Consider the following 17,637-nt stretch of genomic DNA (forward strand, 5'->3'; position numbering starts at 1 on the left):
TTCAGCCGTCCTTGGGGCGGCTGGCGACCCAGGCATAGCCGTTCTCGCACAGGATATAGGTCTCACGCAGGCCATGGGGCTTGTCGGTCGGCTCCTGCAGGACGACCGCGCCAGCGGACCGGGCGCGCTCCGCCGCCTCGTCCGGGTCGGTGTCGTACAAGTGAATCTCGATCCCGCCACCGCGCGGGGGCGTTTCGGGAACCAGCCCAAGCAGCGGGTTGGAATGATAGGTGCCGTCCGAATGCAGCTGAAACACCTGATCGCCATAGGTGACGATGGCGTAATCCGCCGTCACCTGATGGGATTTCAGACCAAAAACAGTCTCTAAAAAAGCGCATTCCGTTGGAACGTCGCGCACCAGCAGGTTCAGCCCGATCCCGCGCAGGCTGCGGCCGAAACTGTCAGCATCCATGGTTTCGTAATCCATGCCCCTACCAGACCCCGCATCGCGGCGCGGATCAAGCATTTGCTGCCCCGGACCAGGCCGGATGACGGTTTCATGAAGGTGGCACGGCAGGGGTTGCACCTTCCGATGCATTCGGGAAAGTTGTGCCATGGAATACGCACCCTTCCCCTCTTGGCCCGACGTCGCCCCCCGCCTGATCGCCGTTGCCGCCGGCCGCGAAGCCGCCGACATGGTCATTCGCGGCGGGATCTGGATCAACGTACACAGCCGCGAGGCGCTGCCCGATCATGCAATCGCCATCGCCGCCGGACGCGTGGCCTATGTCGGCCCCGACGCCAGCCACTGCATCGGCCCCGACACGCAGATCATCGAGGCCAAGGGCCGCCACATGATCCCCGGCCTGTGCGATGCGCACATGCACATCGAATCCGGCATGCTGACCCCGGCCGAGTTCGCCCGCGCTGTGATCCCGCATGGCACGACGTCGATGTTCACCGACCCGCATGAGATCGCCAACGTGCTGGGGCTGGACGGCGTGCGGATGATGCATGACGAAGCGCTGATGCAGCCGGTCAATATCTTTACCCAGATGCCGTCCTGCGCGCCCTCGGCGCCGGGTCTGGAAACCACCGGCTATGAGATCACCGCCGAAGACGTGGCCGAGGCGATGACCTGGCCCGGCATCATCGGGCTGGGCGAGATGATGAACTTTCCCGGCGTGATCCATGCAGACCCCAAAATGCTGGCCGAAATCGCCGTCACCCAGCGCGCGGGCAAGACGGTGGGCGGACACTATGCATCCCCTGATTTAGGGCCTGATTTTGCCGCCTATGTCGCCGGCGGCCCGGCCGATGACCACGAAGGCACCTGCGAGGCCGACGCCATTGCCCGCGTGCGACAAGGGATGCGGTCGATGATGCGGCTGGGCTCGGCCTGGTATGACGTGGAAAGCCAGATCACCGCCGTCACCGAAAAGGGACTGGACCCGCGCAACTTCATCCTGTGCACCGATGACTGCCATTCGGGCACGCTGGTGAACGAGGGCCACATGAACCGCGTCGTCCGTCATGCCATCGCCTGTGGCTGCGACCCGCTGATCGCGTTACAGATGGCCACGATCAACACCGCCACCCATTTCGGGCTGGAGCGCGAGATCGGCTCGATCACGCCGGGCCGCCGGGCGGACGTGATCCTCAGTTCGGACCTGACCGACTTGCCGATCGAGATGGTCATCGCGCGCGGACAGGTGGTGGCCGAAAATGGCGCGATCAAGGTGGATTGCCCGCATTACGACTGGCCCGACCGGGCGCGCAACACAGTACATCTGGGCCATGCCCTGACCGCCGCCGATTTCGAGATCCCCGCGCCCGAGGGCGCCAACCGCGTCCGCGCCAACGTGATCGGCGTGGTGGAAAACCAGGCCCCCACTCAGGCGCTGAAGGCCGAGCTGCCCATCATCGGCGGGCTGGTCGAGGGCGAAGGCGATGTCTGCCAGATCGCGCTGGTCGAGCGGCACCGGGCCACGGGCGGCGTCACCAACGCCTTCGTCTCGGGCTTTGGCTATCAGGGCCGGATGGCCATGGCCTCGACCGTGGCGCATGACAGCCACCACATGATCGTGGTCGGCACCGACCGCGAGCAGATGGCGCTGGCCGCCAATCGTCTGGCCGAAGTGGGCGGCGGCATCACCATCTTCCGAGATGGCGAAGAGCTGGCGCTGGTCGAACTGCCCATCGCCGGCCTGATGTCCGACAGCCCGGCCTCCGACGTCGCGGCCAAGGCGCAGAAGATGGTCGAGGCGATGCAGGCCTGCGGCTGTCAACTGAATAATGCCTACATGCAGCACTCGCTGCTGGCCCTTGTCGTGATCCCCGAACTGCGGATATCCGATCTGGGACTGGTGGATGTCCGCACATTCGAAAAAATTGACCTTCTGGAACCCCTCGCATGACAAAAATAACAACGCCCGAACCACGGGACCCCGAGATTTTCACCGATGCCGCCGCAGCCGTTGCGAGGCTGGAAGAGCTGTATAACGAGGCCACCGCCTTTCTGTGCGAAGGCTTTGCCGAGGCGATGGAAAGCGGCGCGCCCAAGGTCCGGTACAGAGCCTATTATCCGGAAATCCGTATCCGTACGGCGTCCTACGCCCATGTGGACAGCCGCCTGAGCTTTGGTCACGTGTCCGAGCCGGGGGTCCATGCCACGACGGTAACCCGGCCGGATCTGTTCCGGTCCTACCTCACGCAGCAGATCGCGCTGCTGATCAAGAACCACAACCAGCCGGTGACCATCGGCCCATCGACCACGCCGATGCCGGTGCATTTCGCCGTGGCCGGCAACCCCGATCTGGTGGTTCCGCATCAGGGTGCGGCGGTGTTCACCCTGCGCGACGTGTTCGACGTGCCCGATCTGACCACCACCAATGACGACATCGTCAACGGTGTGCACGAACCGCTGGATGGCGTCGGCCCGCTGACCTTGTTCACAGCGCAACGCATCGATTACTCGCTGGCCCGGCTGGCCCACTACACAGCCACCGATCCGGACCATTTCCAGAACCACGTTCTGTTCACCAACTACCAGTTCTACGTCTCGGAATTCGAGAACTATGCCCGCGCGCAACTGGCCGACCCGGACAGCGGCTATACCAGTTTCGTTTCGACCGGGAATGTCGAGATCACCGACCCCGACGCGCCGCTGGACCAGCCGCTGAAGCTGCCGCAGATGCCGACCTATCACCTGAAACGCGCCGACGGGTCGGGGATCACGCTGGTCAATATCGGCGTCGGGCCATCCAACGCCAAAACCGCCACCGATCACATCGCGGTGCTGCGCCCACATGCCTGGCTGATGGTTGGCCACTGCGCAGGGCTGCGCAACACGCAGGCCCTGGGCGACTTTGTGCTGGCCCATGCCTATCTGCGCGAAGACAAGGTGCTGGACGACGACCTGCCCGTCTGGGTGCCGATCCCGCCGCTGGCCGAAGTTCAGGTCGCGCTGGAACGCGCCGTGGCCGAAGTGACCGAGCTGGAAGGCTATGAGCTGAAGCGGATCATGCGCACCGGCACGGTGGCCTCGGTCGACAACCGCAACTGGGAACTGCGCGACCAATCCGGCCCGGTGCAACGGCTGAGCCAGTCGCGCGCCATCGCGCTGGACATGGAAAGCGCAACGATCGCCGCCAACGGCTATCGGTTCCGCGTGCCCTACGGTACCTTGCTGTGCGTGTCCGACAAGCCCCTGCATGGCGAATTGAAGTTGCCGGGCATGGCGTCCGAGTTCTATACAACTCAGGTCGGCCGCCATCTGGCGATTGGAATCCGGGCGATGGAACACCTGCGGGGCATGCCGCTGGAACGTCTGCACAGCCGGAAATTGCGCTCGTTCGACGAAACGGCCTTCCTCTGACGCAAAAAAGCAACGAAATCCCCATATTTTTTGGGGGTTCGGCGCTACTATTCGTTGTGTTCGCCCACAATATCCCGTTACAGTTACGCGGTGAGGCCCAATAGATCGGGCACGTTAAGGAGACCAAGAAATGGCAAAGCCTATGACGAAGACTCAGCTGGTTGCTGCTCTCGCTGAGGAAATGGGAACCGACAAGAAATCCGCGAACGCGGCGCTGGAAGCGATCACCAACCTGATCACCCGCGAAGTTTCGGCCGGTGGCGCCGTGACCCTGCCGGGCGTCGGCAAGATCTACTGCCGCGAGCGCCCCGAGCGTCAGGTGCGCAACCCGGCCACCGGTGAGACTTTCACCAAAGAGGCCGACAAGGTCGTGAAAATGACCATCGCCAAGGCCCTGAAGGACAGCGTCAACAGCTGATCCCACCCCAAGGTTGCACGAAACAGGGGCCGCGGTTTCGCGGCCCTTTTTCTATGCCGCACGGTGCCATCCGCCGGTTGCAGACCCAGAGAAAATCGGGAACAGTCGCCACGGAATTCAAACGAGGCTTGTCATGGATCCGCGCGCCATCGCCATGGGGCTGGCCTTTGCCTTCATCTGGTCGTCGGCCTTCACCTCGGCGCGGATCATCGTCGCGGATGCCTCGCCGCTGTTTTCGCTGGCCGTTCGCTTTTTGATTTCCGGCATCCTGGGTGTCGCCATCGCCGCGGCCATGGGCCAGAGCTGGCGCCTGACGCGGTCGCAATGGTACGCGACCATCCTGTTCGGAATCTGCCAGAATGCCCTGTATTTGGGTCTGAATTTCTATGCGATGCAAACGGTCGAGGCCTCGGTCGCGGCGATCATCGCATCGACCATGCCTCTGCTGGTGGCGCTGGCCGGTTGGCTGCTGTTCGGGGAACGGTTGCGCCCGCTGGGTGTCCTGGGGCTGCTGGCCGGGTTCGCCGGTGTGGCCCTGATCATGAGCAGCCGGATCAGCGCCGGGATCGACCTGTTCGGCGTTGCCCTCTGCGGGCTGGGCGCGCTGGCTCTGACTTTCGCCACGCTGGCCGTGCGCGGGGCGACCTCGGGCGGGAACTTCATGATGGTCGTCGGCCTGCAGATGTTCGTCGGCTCGGCGGTTCTGTTCATCGCCGCCCCTCTGTTCGAGACGATTTATGTCCGCCCGACCTGGCCGCTGGCGCTGGCCTTCACCTACACGACCCTGTTCCCCGGCCTGCTGGCCACGCTGATCTGGTTCCTGCTGCTCAACCGGATCGGGCCGATCCGCGCGGCGACCTTCCATTTCCTCAACCCGGTGTTCGGGGTCACGATCGCCGCGATTCTTCTGGGTGAACGGTTGGGCGCAATGGATGCCGTCGGTGTTGCGGTCACCACGCTGGGCATTCTGGCCGTGCAGTTGTCACGCCAGCCGGTTCAGCGCAGCAGGGCCTCGACCTGACGGCGCAGCTTGCGGGAGTCCGGCCGCGTCGTCGACCCAAAGGTCGCCACGACCTCGCCTTCGGGGCTCAGCAGGATCTTGTTGAAATTCCAGTTGGGCACAAACCCGGTCTCGGCGGCGACCGCCTTGTAGAACGGGTGGGCCTGCGGGCCGGTCACGGGGGTGATGTCGGTCATGGGCAGGGTCAGGTTATAGTTCAACTCGCAGAACTCCTTGACCTCGCTGGCGGTTTCCAATTCCTGGTTGAAGGAATCCGACGGGACCGCCAGAACCACCAAACCCTCGGATCCATAGGTGTCCTGCAGCTTTTGCAGCCCAGCATATTGCCCGGTGAACCCGCATTGCGAGGCCGTGTTGACCACCAGAACCGGCTGGCCGCGCCAATCCGACAGCGACAGCGTGCCGCCATCAATTGAAGCGAACTCTCCGGACACAGGCGCGGCCTGCACCATCCGGCCGATCAGCAACAGGGCAGACAACAGCAGCATTCTGAACATGGCTTGACCTCCTCTTTGTCATTGATACGCACGAAGAACGGCGGCAGATCACCCGCACGATCGCGCGAGCCGGGCAAAACAGGGCTTTGCTTTTGTCGCGGCGCACCCCAATTATCTCGGGAAAGGAATAACGCCGGAGGACCCATGTCAAAATATACCAAAGATCCATCGGTTGTCGCCGCCCTCTCGCCCGAGGAATTCCACGTCACCCAGCGCAACGGGACCGAACGCCCCGGCACCGGCAAATACCTGCACCACAAGGAACCGGGCATTTATGTGGATGTCGTATCGGGTGAACCTCTGTTCGCCTCGACCCACAAATACGAATCGGGCTGTGGCTGGCCCAGTTTCACCAAACCCATCGTGCATGACCACGTCACCGAGCTTGAGGACCGCTCGCTGGGCATGATCCGGACGGAGGTCCGCTCGAAACACGGCGACAGCCACCTGGGCCATGTGTTTCCCGATGGTCCGCTGGACCAGGGTGGGCTACGCTACTGCATCAACTCCGCCGCGCTGCGGTTCATCCATCGTGACGACATGGAGGCCGAGGGCTATGGCGAATACCTCGATCAAGTGGAGGACCCGAAATGACCGAACAACGCGCCGTTCTGGCCGGAGGCTGCTTCTGGGGCATGCAGGATCTGATCCGCAAGCTGCCCGGCGTTCTGCGCACCCGCGTCGGATATACCGGCGGCGACGTGCCCAACGCGACTTATCGCAACCACGGCACCCATGCCGAAGGGATCGAGATCTGGTTCGACCCCGCGCAGATCACCTATCGCGATCTGCTTGAGTTCTTCTTCCAGATCCACGACCCGACCACCGTGAACCGTCAGGGCAATGACATCGGAATGAGCTATCGCTCGGCCATCTATTTCTGCGACGAGACCCAGAAACAGATCGCGCTGGACACGATCGCCGATGTGGATGCCAGCGGGCTGTGGCCCGGCAAGGTCGTGACCGAGGTCGAACCCGTCGGCGATTTCTGGGAGGCCGAGCCCGAGCATCAGGACTACCTTCAGCGTATCCCCAATGGCTATACCTGCCACTTCCCGCGCCCGGACTGGGTTCTGCCCAAACGCAGCAGCGCTGCAGAATAGCAGTCAGCCGACGGCCACCCGCGGGCGGCCGCTGGCTTCGACGGTCAGCATCGCCTCGACAAAGACATCCTTGCCCTCGATCCGGGCGGTGCGGATGTCGCGGTTGACGATCACGCGGACATCCTGGGCACCGGCCTCGCGCACGGCGCTTTCGGTCTCGCGCCGCAGTTCAGCCTCCAGCAGGTCCAGCGCGGGTTCAGGCGTGGGGAAATCCTGCGGCCCGTCGTTCAGATGCACGCGGTACCGGCCTTCGGACGGAGCAGTCACGGTGCCCGCCCGGCGCATGGTCAGCCGCCCCACGACGGCCCCGATCGCATTGGCCACCCCGGCATAGTCGGGCAGCACCATTGTACAGCGCAGCCGCTCACCGACCGCAGGGTAATAGCTTGGCGCCGAGGCCCCCAGCCCGACCACATCCACGTTCAGCTTCGTATCCAACGCCAGCAGACCGCGATGCCCGCGCAACCCCCGCCGCGTCAACACATGGCGCGCCAGATCCTCGGGCGGCAGGCCGAACTCCTCGGCCTCTTCCGCAAAAGCAGTCTCTAACAAGGTCAAAATCGTCTGTTCGGTCAACTGATCCACGATCATCCCGGCCAGTTCTTCGGCCGAGCCCGCCAGCCGGTCGCCTGACCCCACACGCCGGCGCGCAATCAGTTCCAGCGCCTTGCGCGCGGCATCGGCATCCCAATCGGACAGACGCCCCAGAACGTGGCTGGCATCCGACGGCGTCACCCCCGAGACCTGAACGATCCCGCGGTCCACCAGCCGGGTCAGAGCACCGTTTTCCATCCGGGTGCGCAACAGGGCGCTCAGGGGCAGAACCTTGTCCCCCAGCCGCTCCAACAGCCCCGCCTCGCGCGGACCCAGACCCTCGGCGTGGATGCCGGGCACACGGCGGGCGAAACGGGTATCGTGCTCGCCCACCGTGGTCGCGCGCAACTGCTCGTCCAGAGCGGCATGGACCACTTCGGGCGCCTGGGCCGCGATCAGAGACACCGGCAGCACCCGGCGCGGACCGAGGAAAACGCCGCCGCGCAGGCCCTCGGTCACCACATGCACCTGGCTGTCACCGCCCAGACCATGAGTGCGCATCGCCACCGCCTCGACCATGGTGCGGAACCCGCCAACCCGGGCGCCCGCCGGGTCGATCGCGGGTTTACCATCGCGGATCAGCGCCACATCGGTCGTCGTCCCTCCGATATCCGAAACCAGCGCGTCCTGAACTCCGGTCAGCCACCGCGCGCCCACGATCGAGGCCGCCGGACCGCTGAGGATGGTCTCGATCGGCCGTTCCCGCGCCTGCTCGGCGCTCATCAAGGCTCCGTCCCCACGCACCACCATCATCGGCGCGTCGATGCCCAGCTCGTGCAGAACATCCTGAGCCCGGCCGATCAGGCGGTCGATCATTCCGATCAGACGCGCGTTCAGCACCGCCGTCACCGCACGTTTCGGCCCGTTCAGCTTGGCCGACAACTGATGCGAGCAGGTCACAGGCGCGCCGGTCTTCTCGGTGATGATCCGCGCAACCTCAAGCTCATGCGCGGGGTTGCGCGTGGCGAACTGGGCCGCGACCGCAAACCCGGAAATCCCGGACTGCTGGTCCAGAAATTCGGTCAACGCCCTTGTATCCAACGGCGCGGCCTCGGCCCCGGCATGGCTGTGCCCGCCCGCGATCACCAGCGCCGGGTCGCCCTTCAGCGCATCGCGCAGCCCATGCCTGTCCAGATCACCATCCCGAAACCCAACATATATCAGCGCAACGCGCCCGCCCTGCCCCTCGACCAGCGCGTTCGTGGCCAGCGTCGTCGACAGCGACGCCATCGAGATCTGGCCGGGTGCGACCTGCGCCCGGTCCAGCACTGCCCGGATCGCCCGCCCGACGCCGATCGCAAGATCCTCGCGCGTGGTCAGGGACTTGGCCGAGGCGATCACCTCTTCCTCGTCCCGGATCAGCACCGCATCGGTGTAGGTTCCACCGGTATCCACGCCCAAAGCCAACGCCATCGGGGTCTCCATCCTGTTCGCAGTCACGGGTGTAGCGGATTGAACCGACGCGTCCAGCCTGTTTGCGGCATTCACGACAGTTGTTCGACCGCCCAGCGCGCCGCGTCGGCCACCGTCGGATCGGGATCCTCGGTCAGCGCCTGCGCGACCGGAATCAACTCGGCCGACCCGGAATTGCCGATGGCATACAGAACGTTGCGCACGAACCGGTCGCGCCCGATCCGCTTGATCGGAGACCCCGAGAACTTGTCCCGGAACGCCGCATCGTCCAACCCGGCCAATTCCGCCAGCGGCGGCGCCATCAGGTCTTTGCGCGCGGCATAGCGGATGTCGCTGGCCGCCACCGCGAACTTGTTCCACGGACAAGCGGCCAAGCAATCATCACAGCCATAGATCCGGTTGCCCAGCTTGCCGCGCAGCTTTTGATCCACCGGCCCCTTGTGCTCGATGGTCAGATAGGAAATGCAGCGCCGCGCATCCAACTGATAGGGTGCCGGGAAAGCATCCGTCGGACAGGCATCCAGACAGGCCCGACACGACCCGCAATGATCCACTTCCGGTGGATCCACCGGCAGGTTCAGAGTGGTGAAAACAGACCCTAAAAAGGCCCAATTGCCCCAATCGCGGCTGACCAGATTGGTATGTTTGCCCTGCCACCCCAGCCCGGCCGCATGGCCCAGTGCTTTCTCGGGCACCGGCGCGGTATCGACGAACACCTTTACCTCGCCGCCAGCCTCGGCAATCAGCCATCGGGCCAGCCGCTTCAGCCGCTTCTTGACCAGATCGTGGTAATCCCTGTTCTGCGCATAGACCGAGATCGCCCCGCGATCAGGTCGCCCCAGAACCTCGGTCGGATCATGATCCGGCGTGTAACTCTCGGCCAGCATGATGACCGAGCGCGCCTCGGGCCACAGCTTCGCCGGATCCCCCCGCCAATGGGTCCGCTCGGCCATCCAACCCATTTGCCCGTGATAGCCCGCCGCCAGAAAGGCGGCCAACCGCGCAGGCACCTCCGGTACGTCCCACGGGCGGCAGATCCGGCACGACACGAACCCCTCGGCCCGGGCCTGCGCCACCAACCTGTCCTTCAATGCTGTCGCGCTGTTCATCTGGCCCAAAATATCCTCGGGGGTGAATTGACCCAACGGGCCAAGAGGGGGCAGACAGCCCCCTGACCCAACCTATCAGAAATCAAGGTCAGCGTAATGGGCAGGCGGGCGGAATCCCGGTACTTGGTCCGCAAGGATCGATCGGAATGCCGGGCGTGATTTGATCTTGGCGTACCAGTCCTTGACCACCTGGCTGCGGTTCCAGTCCACGTCTGAAATATAGTCCAGCGCCGACAGGTGCGCCGCAGCCGCAAAATCGGCCAAGGTCATCTGATCCCCCGCCAGCCAGCGCCGTTGATCCAGCAGCCAGGCCATGTAGTCCAGGTGGAACTTGATCGCCCGCGCGCCCTCTTTCACATTCCTGCTGTCCGGATAGCCCTGCCCGGTCATCTTCTTGTTCACCCGTTCGTACAACAGCTTCGACGTCACCTCATGGTGGAACTTGTCGTCGAACCAGTTGACCAGACGGCGCACCTCGTACCGGGCTTCGGGTTTGCGGGGCATCAGGGCGGGGTCCGGGCGGGTTTCCTCGATATATTCACAAATCGCGGTGCTTTCTGCCATGATCCGCCCATCCAGCCGCAGAACCGGGACTTTTCCGGCCGGGTTGCGACGCAGGAAATCCGGATCCTTCTCCCAATATTTCTCGGAGACCAGCTCAACCTCGATCTTCTTTTCGGCCAGCGCCAGACGGACCTTTCGGCAAAACGGGGAAAGGGGAACGTGAAACAAACGCGCCATGAGAGTCCATTCGATCCAGTGAATACCGCTCAGCAATAGCCGCTGAGCGGCAAGGGTTTCAATCCTCGAAACAATCGGCGCGGCCATCTGCGCGGATGGTGGCCGCCCCATCCAGTATCGCGGCGGCCCGCCGGCGGGTATAGACCGACGGGTCCGTCACCGATCGCGCGCGCGGCGCGGGCAGGATCGCGGCCAGGCGGGCGGCCTGCACCGGGCTCAGCTCCGCGGCGCTTACACCGAAATTGCGGCGCGCCGCAGCCTCGACCCCAAATAGCCCCTCACCGGTTTCGGCCACATTCAGATAGACTTCGAGGATCCGCTTCTTGCTCCAGAAAATTTCGACCACCGGGGTCAGCACAGTCTCCATCGCCTTGCGGACCCAGCTGCGCCCCTGCCACAGGAACACGTTCTTCACCACCTGCTGCGTGATGGTCGAGGCGCCGCGGTTGCCGCCATCCTCCAGCGCGTCTCGGATGGCGTTCACGTCGAACCCCCAGTGCAGGCAGAAATTGGCATCCTCGGCCGCCACGGCCGCACGGGCCATGACCGGGGCAATCTCCTCGATCGGCACCCAGTCGCGCTCGACCTTGCCCAGACGGCGCCATTCCGACCAGATCGTGTGGGTGATCGGCGGGTTCACCACCGAATAGATCAACACCAGCGCCAGAAAGACGCCGGCAACCGCCAAAGCGCCGCGCACCACCCATCGCCGGATACGGGGCAGGAGCGTCCGAGTCTTTTTCGGCCGGGTCGCCTGTTTCTTTTTGCCGCTGCTCTTGCGGGCCGCTTTCTTCGCCATGGGTCCGCTATACGCCGCGCAGCCGAATATTGGAACGGCTTTATCAGCCGATCAGCTGCGCATCGCGTGGGCGGATGACCGGGCGCGCGGTCTTCAACATGCCCAGATCCGCACGGTCGAGTTCGGGGAACAATTCGAAAAGCTCGCGGCAGGTATCCCGCTCGGATTGCGACAGGGCATGTCCGGGGTAATAGCTTTCGCTTCTGGCGCCATTTGCTGTCACGATCTCGTGCTGGTCGAACAACAGATGGTAATAGGTGACATCTCCACCCTCGGCTCGGGTCACGCTGGTGCCATTCACAAGGCAATGCGCCGCGATCAGGATCTCGGGATAGCCATAGAAGTACTCGGCCCGCCAGTCGTCGATCAACATCCGGTGCTGCGGCGAAACTAGTGTTTCCCGATCCAGCCCCAGAACACCGGCCGCAAACCGGATCGGTGCGGTCTTTCCGATGGCCGGCACGCAAGTCTTTCCGACCCACAGCAACGGTTTGGCACCGTTGTCGACGGTCAGAACCAGATCGCCGGCGCTCAGGTCCTGAACCGGCATTGGTCCGTTTGGCGTCTCAATCAACGTATCGCGCGTGAAACAGGGCGGCCCCAGCTCACCGGGCACAGTCAGGGGACCTTGCGAAGAAACGAATGACGTGGACACCAATGTGCCCTGCTGCAGCACCTGCCCATCCGTCGGAGTGAACACGCGGCTGCCATCGGCCAGATAGAAGGTGATGCCGGTGTAAGTCACGTTCCCCGTGCCGGGCACGTTGACCGTGACTGTGTCGCCGGGCCACGAATTGGTAACATCCTGACCGTTGACCGAGTCATTGTCGAACCGGTCGATGTCTCCGTCATCATTCTGATCGATCAGATTGTATTTCTGGACCACCATAACAGTCCCTGCCGCAGGCGGGCTGAAGGGATCAATGATAAAAAACTGATCGAGATAGGTGGTCGGCATTCCCAAGGCTCCTGCGATTTCTGCGACCTTATCGAACGATTGGCCCGATTTCACGATGATTTTGTGGCGCAATTCGCCCATAATCCCGCCTGCGAGGGCGGTCACCCGGACGTTTGCCCGCATGAAAAGAAACCCGCGCGCCGGGCTACGGCGCGCAGGTCTTGTTCGGGGTCGGCCCGGGTTACTCGGCCGGAACCGCCGTCGCCTCGTGACTGAGCGGATAGGCCAGCTTGTTCAGCATCTCTTTCGGGCAGATTTGCAGGAAATTGGCCTTTTCCACGTCCCAGTGCTGCAGGATGTCGGCGGCCTTGCGGCTGCCGGTTTCCGTGGCGTGGCGCTCGATCAGCGACTTCAGCTGAATCTCCCAATGCTCGACCGTAACGGGGCAGGTCACCAGGGTTTCCATGTTCATCAGCAGCTGCGCCTTGCCTTCGGGGTCGTACAGATAGGCCATGCCACCCGTCATCCCCGCGCCAAAGTTCGCGCCGATGTCCCCCAAGATCACCGCAACCCCGCCGGTCATGTATTCGCACCCGTTCGAGCCGCAACCCTCGACCACCACCTTGGCCCCCGAGTTGCGCACGGCGAACCGCTCGCCTGCCCGGCCAGCCGCGAACAGGTACCCGTCGGTCGCGCCGTAAAGAACCGTGTTGCCGATGATCGTGTTCCGGTCGGCCTGCAGCGGGCTGACCTGCGGCGGGCGCACGACGATGGTGCCGCCCGACAGGCCCTTGCCCACATAGTCGTTGGCATCGCCCGACACCTCGAGCTTGAGCCCCGGCGCGGCGAAGGCGCCCAGCGACTGACCGGCTGAGCCTTGCAATTTCACATGCAGATGGTCCGGCTGGAACGTGTTGCGCATGCCGAAATTCTGCACGATGTGGCTCGAGACCCGGGTGCCCACCGTCCGGTGCGTGTTCTGCACCGCGTAAGACAGCTGCATCTTTTCGCCGTCCTTCAGGAACCGCGCCGCGTCGCGCACGATTTCGGCGTCCAGCGTGTCGGGCACCTCGTTGCGGGGCTTGTCGCGGTCATAGACGATGTTCTGGGCGCCATCGACGGTGATCAGCAGCGGATTCAGGTCCAGATCGTCCAGATGCGCCGACCCGCGGCTGACCTGCGCCAACAGATCGGCCCGACCAATGATCTCATCCAGCGACCGGGCGCCGATGCTGGCCAGAATCTCGCGCACTTCCTGCGCGTAGAAGGTGATCAGGTTAACCACCTTGTCGGCATTGCCGGTGAACTTGGCGCGCAGGGATTCGTCTTGCGTACAGACGCCCACTGGGCAGGTGTTCGACTGGCACTGGCGCACCATGATGCAGCCCATCGCGATCAGGGCGGCGGTGCCGATGCCGTATTCCTCGGCCCCCATCATCGCGGCCATGACGATGTCGCGCCCGGTGCGCAGACCGCCATCGGTGCGCAGGGTCACCCGGTCGCGCAGGTTGTTCATCGCCAGAACCTGATGCGCCTCGGTCAGGCCCATTTCCCACGGCAGGCCGGCATATTTGATGCTGGTCGCGGGCGATGCCCCGGTGCCGCCATTGTGGCCCGAGATCAGGATGATGTCGGCCTTGGCCTTGGCCACCCCGGCGGCGATCGTGCCCACGCCCGAAGACGCCACCAGTTTCACAGTCACCTTGCAGCGCGGGTTGATCTGTTTCAGGTCATAGATCAGCTGCGCCAGATCCTCGATCGAGTAGATGTCGTGATGCGGCGGCGGCGAGATCAGGGTCACGCCCTTGGTCGAGTGACGCAGGCGCGCGATCAGATCGGTAACCTTCATGCCGGGCAGCTGGCCGCCCTCGCCGGGCTTGGCGCCCTGGGCCACCTTGATTTCCAACTCTTCGCAGTGGTTGAGGTATTCGGCGGTCACGCCGAACCGGCCCGAGGCCACCTGCTTGATCTTGGCCGAGGGGTTGTCGCCATTCGGCTCGGGCACGAAATGTGCGGGATCTTCCCCACCTTCACCCGAGTCGGATTTGGCACCGATCCGGTTCATCGCCACGTTCAGCGTCTTGTGCGCCTCGGGGCTGAGCGCGCCCAGCGACATGCCCGGCGTGACGAACCGCTTGCGGATCGAGGTGATCGATTCGACCTCTTCGATCGGGATCGGCTTGCCCAGCGGTTTGAAATCCATCAGGTCGCGCAGATGGATCGGCGGGTTCGCGTGCATCTTGGCCGAATACTGCTTCCACAGCTCGTACGAGGCGCGGTTGCAGGCCATCTGCATCATGTGCATCGAGGTCGCTTCCCACGCATGGGTCTCACCGGATTTGCGGGCCTTGTAGAACCCACCGATGGGCAGAACGTCCAGGCCGCTCTCCCAGCCCTTGGCGTGGATTTCCTCGGCCTTGGCCTGAATGCCGGTGACGCCGATGCCGGAAATCCGGCTCGTCATGCCGGGGAAATATTCGGCCACCATGGCGCGGCTCAGTCCCACGGCCTCGAAATTCAGGCCGCCGCGATAGGACGAGATCACCGAGATGCCCATCTTGGCCATGATCTTCAGCAGGCCCTGGTCGATCGCCTCGCGGTAACGCGCGACGTTTTCGGTCAGGCTGCCTTCCAGCAACCCGCGTTCGATCCGGTCGGCGAGCGAATCCTCGGCCAGATAGGCGTTGACCACGGTCGCGCCACAGCCGATCAGCACCGCGAAATAATGCGGGTCGATGCATTCCGCCGAGCGTACGTTCAACGAACAGAAGGTCCGCAGACCCTGACGGATCAAGTGCGAATGAACCGCGCTGGTGGCCAAGATCATCGGCATCGCCACTTTGCCGGGGCCGGAATACTGATCGGTCAGAACCAGGTGACCCGCGCCCGAGCGCACGGCCTCCTCCGCCTCGGCGCGGATTCGCGCCAGCGCGGCGCTCAGCGCGCCGGGACCCGGTTCGAAGGTACAGTCGATCTCGGCCAGCGGCGCATCGAAATTCGCCACCAGTTCTTCCCACTGGGCATTGCCGACAAAGGGGCTTTCCAGCACGATGATCTCGGTCTGGCTGCTGTCCTCGTCCAGCACGTTCTTGAGGTTGCCGAACCGTGTCTTCAGCGACATCACACGGTATTCGCGCAGGCTGTCGATCGGCGGGTTGGTCACCTGGCTGAAATTCTGGCGGAAGAAATGGCTGAGCGGTCGGTACTGTTTGGACAGAACCGCCGAGGGCGTATCGTCGCCCATCGAGGCGATGGCCTCTTTGCCGTCCTCGGCCATAGGGGCAAGGATCTGCTCCAGCTCTTCGACCGTGTAGCCCGCCGCGATCTGGCGCTTGCGCAGCTCTTCACCGGTGAACAGCGGCTTTTCGGCGACCTTCGCCAGCTTTTCGTCCAGATCGTTGATCTTGCTGACCCATTCGCCGAACGGCAGGGCCGCGGCCAGCTTGTCTTTGATCTGCTTGTCGCGATACAGCTTGCCCTTTTTCATATCGACGGCCAGCATCTGGCCCGGACCCAGCGCGCCTTTCTCGACAACGCTGGCCTCGTCGATCGGGACCATGCCCGCCTCGGACCCGGCGATTACCAGACCGTCGCCGGTGACCACATAGCGCATCGGGCGCAGGCCGTTGCGGTCCAGCCCGGCGCAGACCCAGCGGCCATCGGTCATGGCCAGCGCGGCGGGGCCGTCCCACGGCTCCATCACCGAGTTGCAATAGGAATACATGTCGCGCCAGGACTGCGGCAGTTCCACCGCCTGTTTCGACCAGCTTTCCGGCACCAGCATCGTCTTTGCCATCGGGGCCGAGCGGCCCGCGCGCACCAGAACCTCGAACACCGAGTCTAGCGCCGCCGAATCCGACGATCCGCCTGCGATGATCGGCTTGATGTCTTCGGCATAGTCGCCAAAGGTTGCCGAGGCCATGCGGATCTCGTGGCTTTTCATCCAGTTGATGTTGCCCTTCAGCGTGTTGATCTCGCCATTGTGGGCCAGCATGCGGAACGGCTGCGCCAGCCACCATTGCGGGAAGGTGTTGGTGGAATAGCGCTGGTGATAGATCGCAAAGGCCGACTCGAAACGGTCGTCCATCAGGTCGGGGTAGAACACGGCGACCTGCTCGGCCAGCATCATGCCCTTGTAGATGATCGACCGGCAGCTGAGCGAGGCCAGGTACAGACCTGAAATCCCCGCGGCGGCGGCGGCTTTCTCGATCCGGCGGCGGATGACGTACAGCTCGCGCTCGAACGTGTCCTCGTCAACGCCCTTGGAATTCGAGATCAGGATCTGCTCGATCTCGGGCCGGGTCGCGTTGGCCTTTTCGCCCAGGCAGGTGACATCCACCGGTACGTGGCGCCAGCCATAGATGTAGTAACCCATCCGCAGAACTTCGGTTTCCACGATGGTCCGGCAGCGCTCCTGCGCGCCGAAATCGGTGCGTGGCAAGAACACCTGCCCCACAGCGATCAGCTGGTCCATCTTGGGCTCGTGCCCGGTGCGGCGGATCTGGTCATAGAAGAAGGGGGCCGGGATCTGCACATGGATGCCCGCGCCGTCGCCGGTCTTGCCGTCGGCATCCACCGCGCCGCGATGCCAGATCGCCTTGAGCGCATCGATCCCGGCCTCGACCACCTTGCGGCTTTTCTTGCCGTCAACCGAAACCACCAGGCCGACCCCGCACGAGGAATGCTCTTCCTGCTCGGAATAGAGACCGTTTTCGGCCATCCACTTGCGCTTGGCTTCCTCGGCCCGGACCCAATCGGCATCATATTTCGTCATTGGCTGTCTCCTTCTTCCGACGGGGCGTACATGGCCATGACCTCGGCTTCGGTCATCTGGCGGCGTTCACCTGCGAACGCGTAACCCTCGGGCTTCTTGTCGATGTAGAGTTCAAGTTTCAGCGTGTTGCCGGCCGCGTTGTCGAACAGGCCGGCCGCGATCTGTGTCTGGCCGTGCATCTCGCCCGGCAGCGTGATCCGGTACCACAGGGCCGAGCCGCACTCCTCGCAGAAGGCGCGTTCGGCCCAGTCTGACGAGGTGAAGGTCTTGACCGGCCCCAGCGCCGCATAGCCCGGCTGTGCCGGAAAAGTGACCAGCGTACTGCTGGTCCAGCGGCGGCACATGTCGCAATGGCAGGCGCCCAGCGCGTCGCGTGCGGGGGTCGCGGTCACGGTGACCGCGCCGCACATGCATTGGCCTTGCAATTCGGGCATCCTGTCGCTCCTGTCGCTG

At 63.8% G+C, this 17,637-nt stretch carries 15 protein-coding genes; 6 read left to right on the forward strand and 9 right to left on the reverse strand.

Features of this window, described 5'->3' with window-relative positions; genetic code table 11:
* Position 1: 1 nt before the first annotated feature.
* On the reverse strand, positions 2 to 427 hold the full coding sequence (locus tag AC2FMM_RS16765) for a VOC family protein (protein ID WP_496797182.1): 426 nt from the start codon (positions 425 to 427) through the stop codon (positions 2 to 4).
* A 127-nt stretch (positions 428 to 554) separates the two neighbouring features.
* Between AC2FMM_RS16765 and ade the strand changes: the two genes are divergently transcribed.
* The 4 genes from ade (at position 555) to AC2FMM_RS16785 (ending at position 5,256) form a co-directional block, all read left to right on the forward strand.
* Positions 555 to 2,357: an adenine deaminase gene (gene ade / locus AC2FMM_RS16770; RefSeq protein WP_496797183.1), complete on the forward strand. Its 1,803-nt coding sequence runs from the start codon at positions 555 to 557 to the stop codon at positions 2,355 to 2,357.
* The gene (locus tag AC2FMM_RS16775) at positions 2,354 to 3,817 is read left to right on the forward strand and encodes an AMP nucleosidase (protein WP_496797184.1); all 1,464 of its coding nucleotides are present in this window, start codon (positions 2,354 to 2,356) and stop codon (positions 3,815 to 3,817) included. Before ade ends, AC2FMM_RS16775 begins: the two co-directional genes overlap by 4 nt.
* Before the next feature lie 130 nt (positions 3,818 to 3,947).
* Complete coding sequence (locus AC2FMM_RS16780; protein WP_005979685.1) at positions 3,948 to 4,235, forward strand: HU family DNA-binding protein; 288 nt, start codon at positions 3,948 to 3,950, stop codon at positions 4,233 to 4,235.
* 133 nt (positions 4,236 to 4,368) lie between these two features.
* Positions 4,369 to 5,256 carry a DMT family transporter gene (locus AC2FMM_RS16785; protein ID WP_496742989.1) on the forward strand — a complete coding sequence of 296 codons (888 nt, stop codon included), beginning with the start codon at positions 4,369 to 4,371 and terminating at the stop codon, positions 5,254 to 5,256.
* Here the strand turns inward: AC2FMM_RS16785 and AC2FMM_RS16790 are convergent.
* The gene (locus AC2FMM_RS16790) at positions 5,232 to 5,753 is read right to left on the reverse strand and encodes a glutathione peroxidase (protein WP_496687720.1); all 522 of its coding nucleotides are present in this window, start codon (positions 5,751 to 5,753) and stop codon (positions 5,232 to 5,234) included. The two genes, AC2FMM_RS16785 and AC2FMM_RS16790, sit on opposite strands and share 25 nt — an antisense overlap.
* Positions 5,754 to 5,897: 144 nt before the next feature.
* Between AC2FMM_RS16790 and msrB the strand changes: the two genes are divergently transcribed.
* Both msrB and msrA read left to right on the forward strand, forming a co-directional pair.
* Positions 5,898 to 6,347 carry a peptide-methionine (R)-S-oxide reductase MsrB gene (gene msrB / locus AC2FMM_RS16795; protein WP_496683177.1) on the forward strand — a complete coding sequence of 150 codons (450 nt, stop codon included), beginning with the start codon at positions 5,898 to 5,900 and terminating at the stop codon, positions 6,345 to 6,347.
* On the forward strand, positions 6,344 to 6,856 hold the full coding sequence (gene msrA / locus AC2FMM_RS16800; protein ID WP_496712468.1) for a peptide-methionine (S)-S-oxide reductase MsrA: 513 nt from the start codon (positions 6,344 to 6,346) through the stop codon (positions 6,854 to 6,856). The genes msrB and msrA overlap by 4 nt, the downstream gene beginning before the upstream one ends.
* A gap of 3 nt (positions 6,857 to 6,859) precedes the next feature.
* Here msrA and AC2FMM_RS16805 read toward each other — a convergent pair whose 3' ends face one another.
* The 7 genes from AC2FMM_RS16805 to AC2FMM_RS16835 all read right to left on the reverse strand — a co-directional run bounded on the left by AC2FMM_RS16805 (position 6,860) and on the right by AC2FMM_RS16835 (position 17,618).
* On the reverse strand, positions 6,860 to 8,863 hold the full coding sequence (locus AC2FMM_RS16805; protein WP_496797185.1) for a hydantoinase/oxoprolinase N-terminal domain-containing protein: 2,004 nt from the start codon (positions 8,861 to 8,863) through the stop codon (positions 6,860 to 6,862).
* Positions 8,864 to 8,934: 71 nt separating this feature from the next.
* Entirely contained in the window at positions 8,935 to 9,972 is a 1,038-nt protein-coding gene (gene queG / locus AC2FMM_RS16810) for a tRNA epoxyqueuosine(34) reductase QueG (RefSeq protein WP_496712470.1), read from the reverse strand.
* A gap of 75 nt (positions 9,973 to 10,047) precedes the next feature.
* Positions 10,048 to 10,713 (reverse strand): FtsZ-binding protein FzlA, encoded by a 666-nt coding sequence (fzlA, locus tag AC2FMM_RS16815; protein WP_496683184.1) that lies wholly within the window; start codon positions 10,711 to 10,713, stop codon positions 10,048 to 10,050.
* A 58-nt stretch (positions 10,714 to 10,771) separates the two neighbouring features.
* A complete protein-coding gene (mtgA, locus tag AC2FMM_RS16820; RefSeq protein ID WP_496683186.1) occupies positions 10,772 to 11,512 on the reverse strand; it encodes a monofunctional biosynthetic peptidoglycan transglycosylase in 741 nt (246 codons plus the stop codon).
* Positions 11,513 to 11,555: 43 nt separating this feature from the next.
* A complete protein-coding gene (locus AC2FMM_RS16825; protein WP_496797186.1) occupies positions 11,556 to 12,470 on the reverse strand; it encodes a Hint domain-containing protein in 915 nt (304 codons plus the stop codon).
* 181 nt (positions 12,471 to 12,651) lie between these two features.
* The gene (gene gltB, locus AC2FMM_RS16830) at positions 12,652 to 17,184 is read right to left on the reverse strand and encodes a glutamate synthase large subunit (RefSeq protein ID WP_496797187.1); all 4,533 of its coding nucleotides are present in this window, start codon (positions 17,182 to 17,184) and stop codon (positions 12,652 to 12,654) included.
* Positions 17,181 to 17,618, reverse strand: a complete 438-nt coding sequence (locus AC2FMM_RS16835) for a GFA family protein (RefSeq protein WP_496797188.1) — start codon at positions 17,616 to 17,618, stop codon at positions 17,181 to 17,183. Before AC2FMM_RS16835 ends, gltB begins: the two co-directional genes overlap by 4 nt.
* Positions 17,619 to 17,637 lie beyond the last annotated feature (19 nt).

Source organism: Ruegeria sp. BHSC043 (assembly GCF_059612985.1).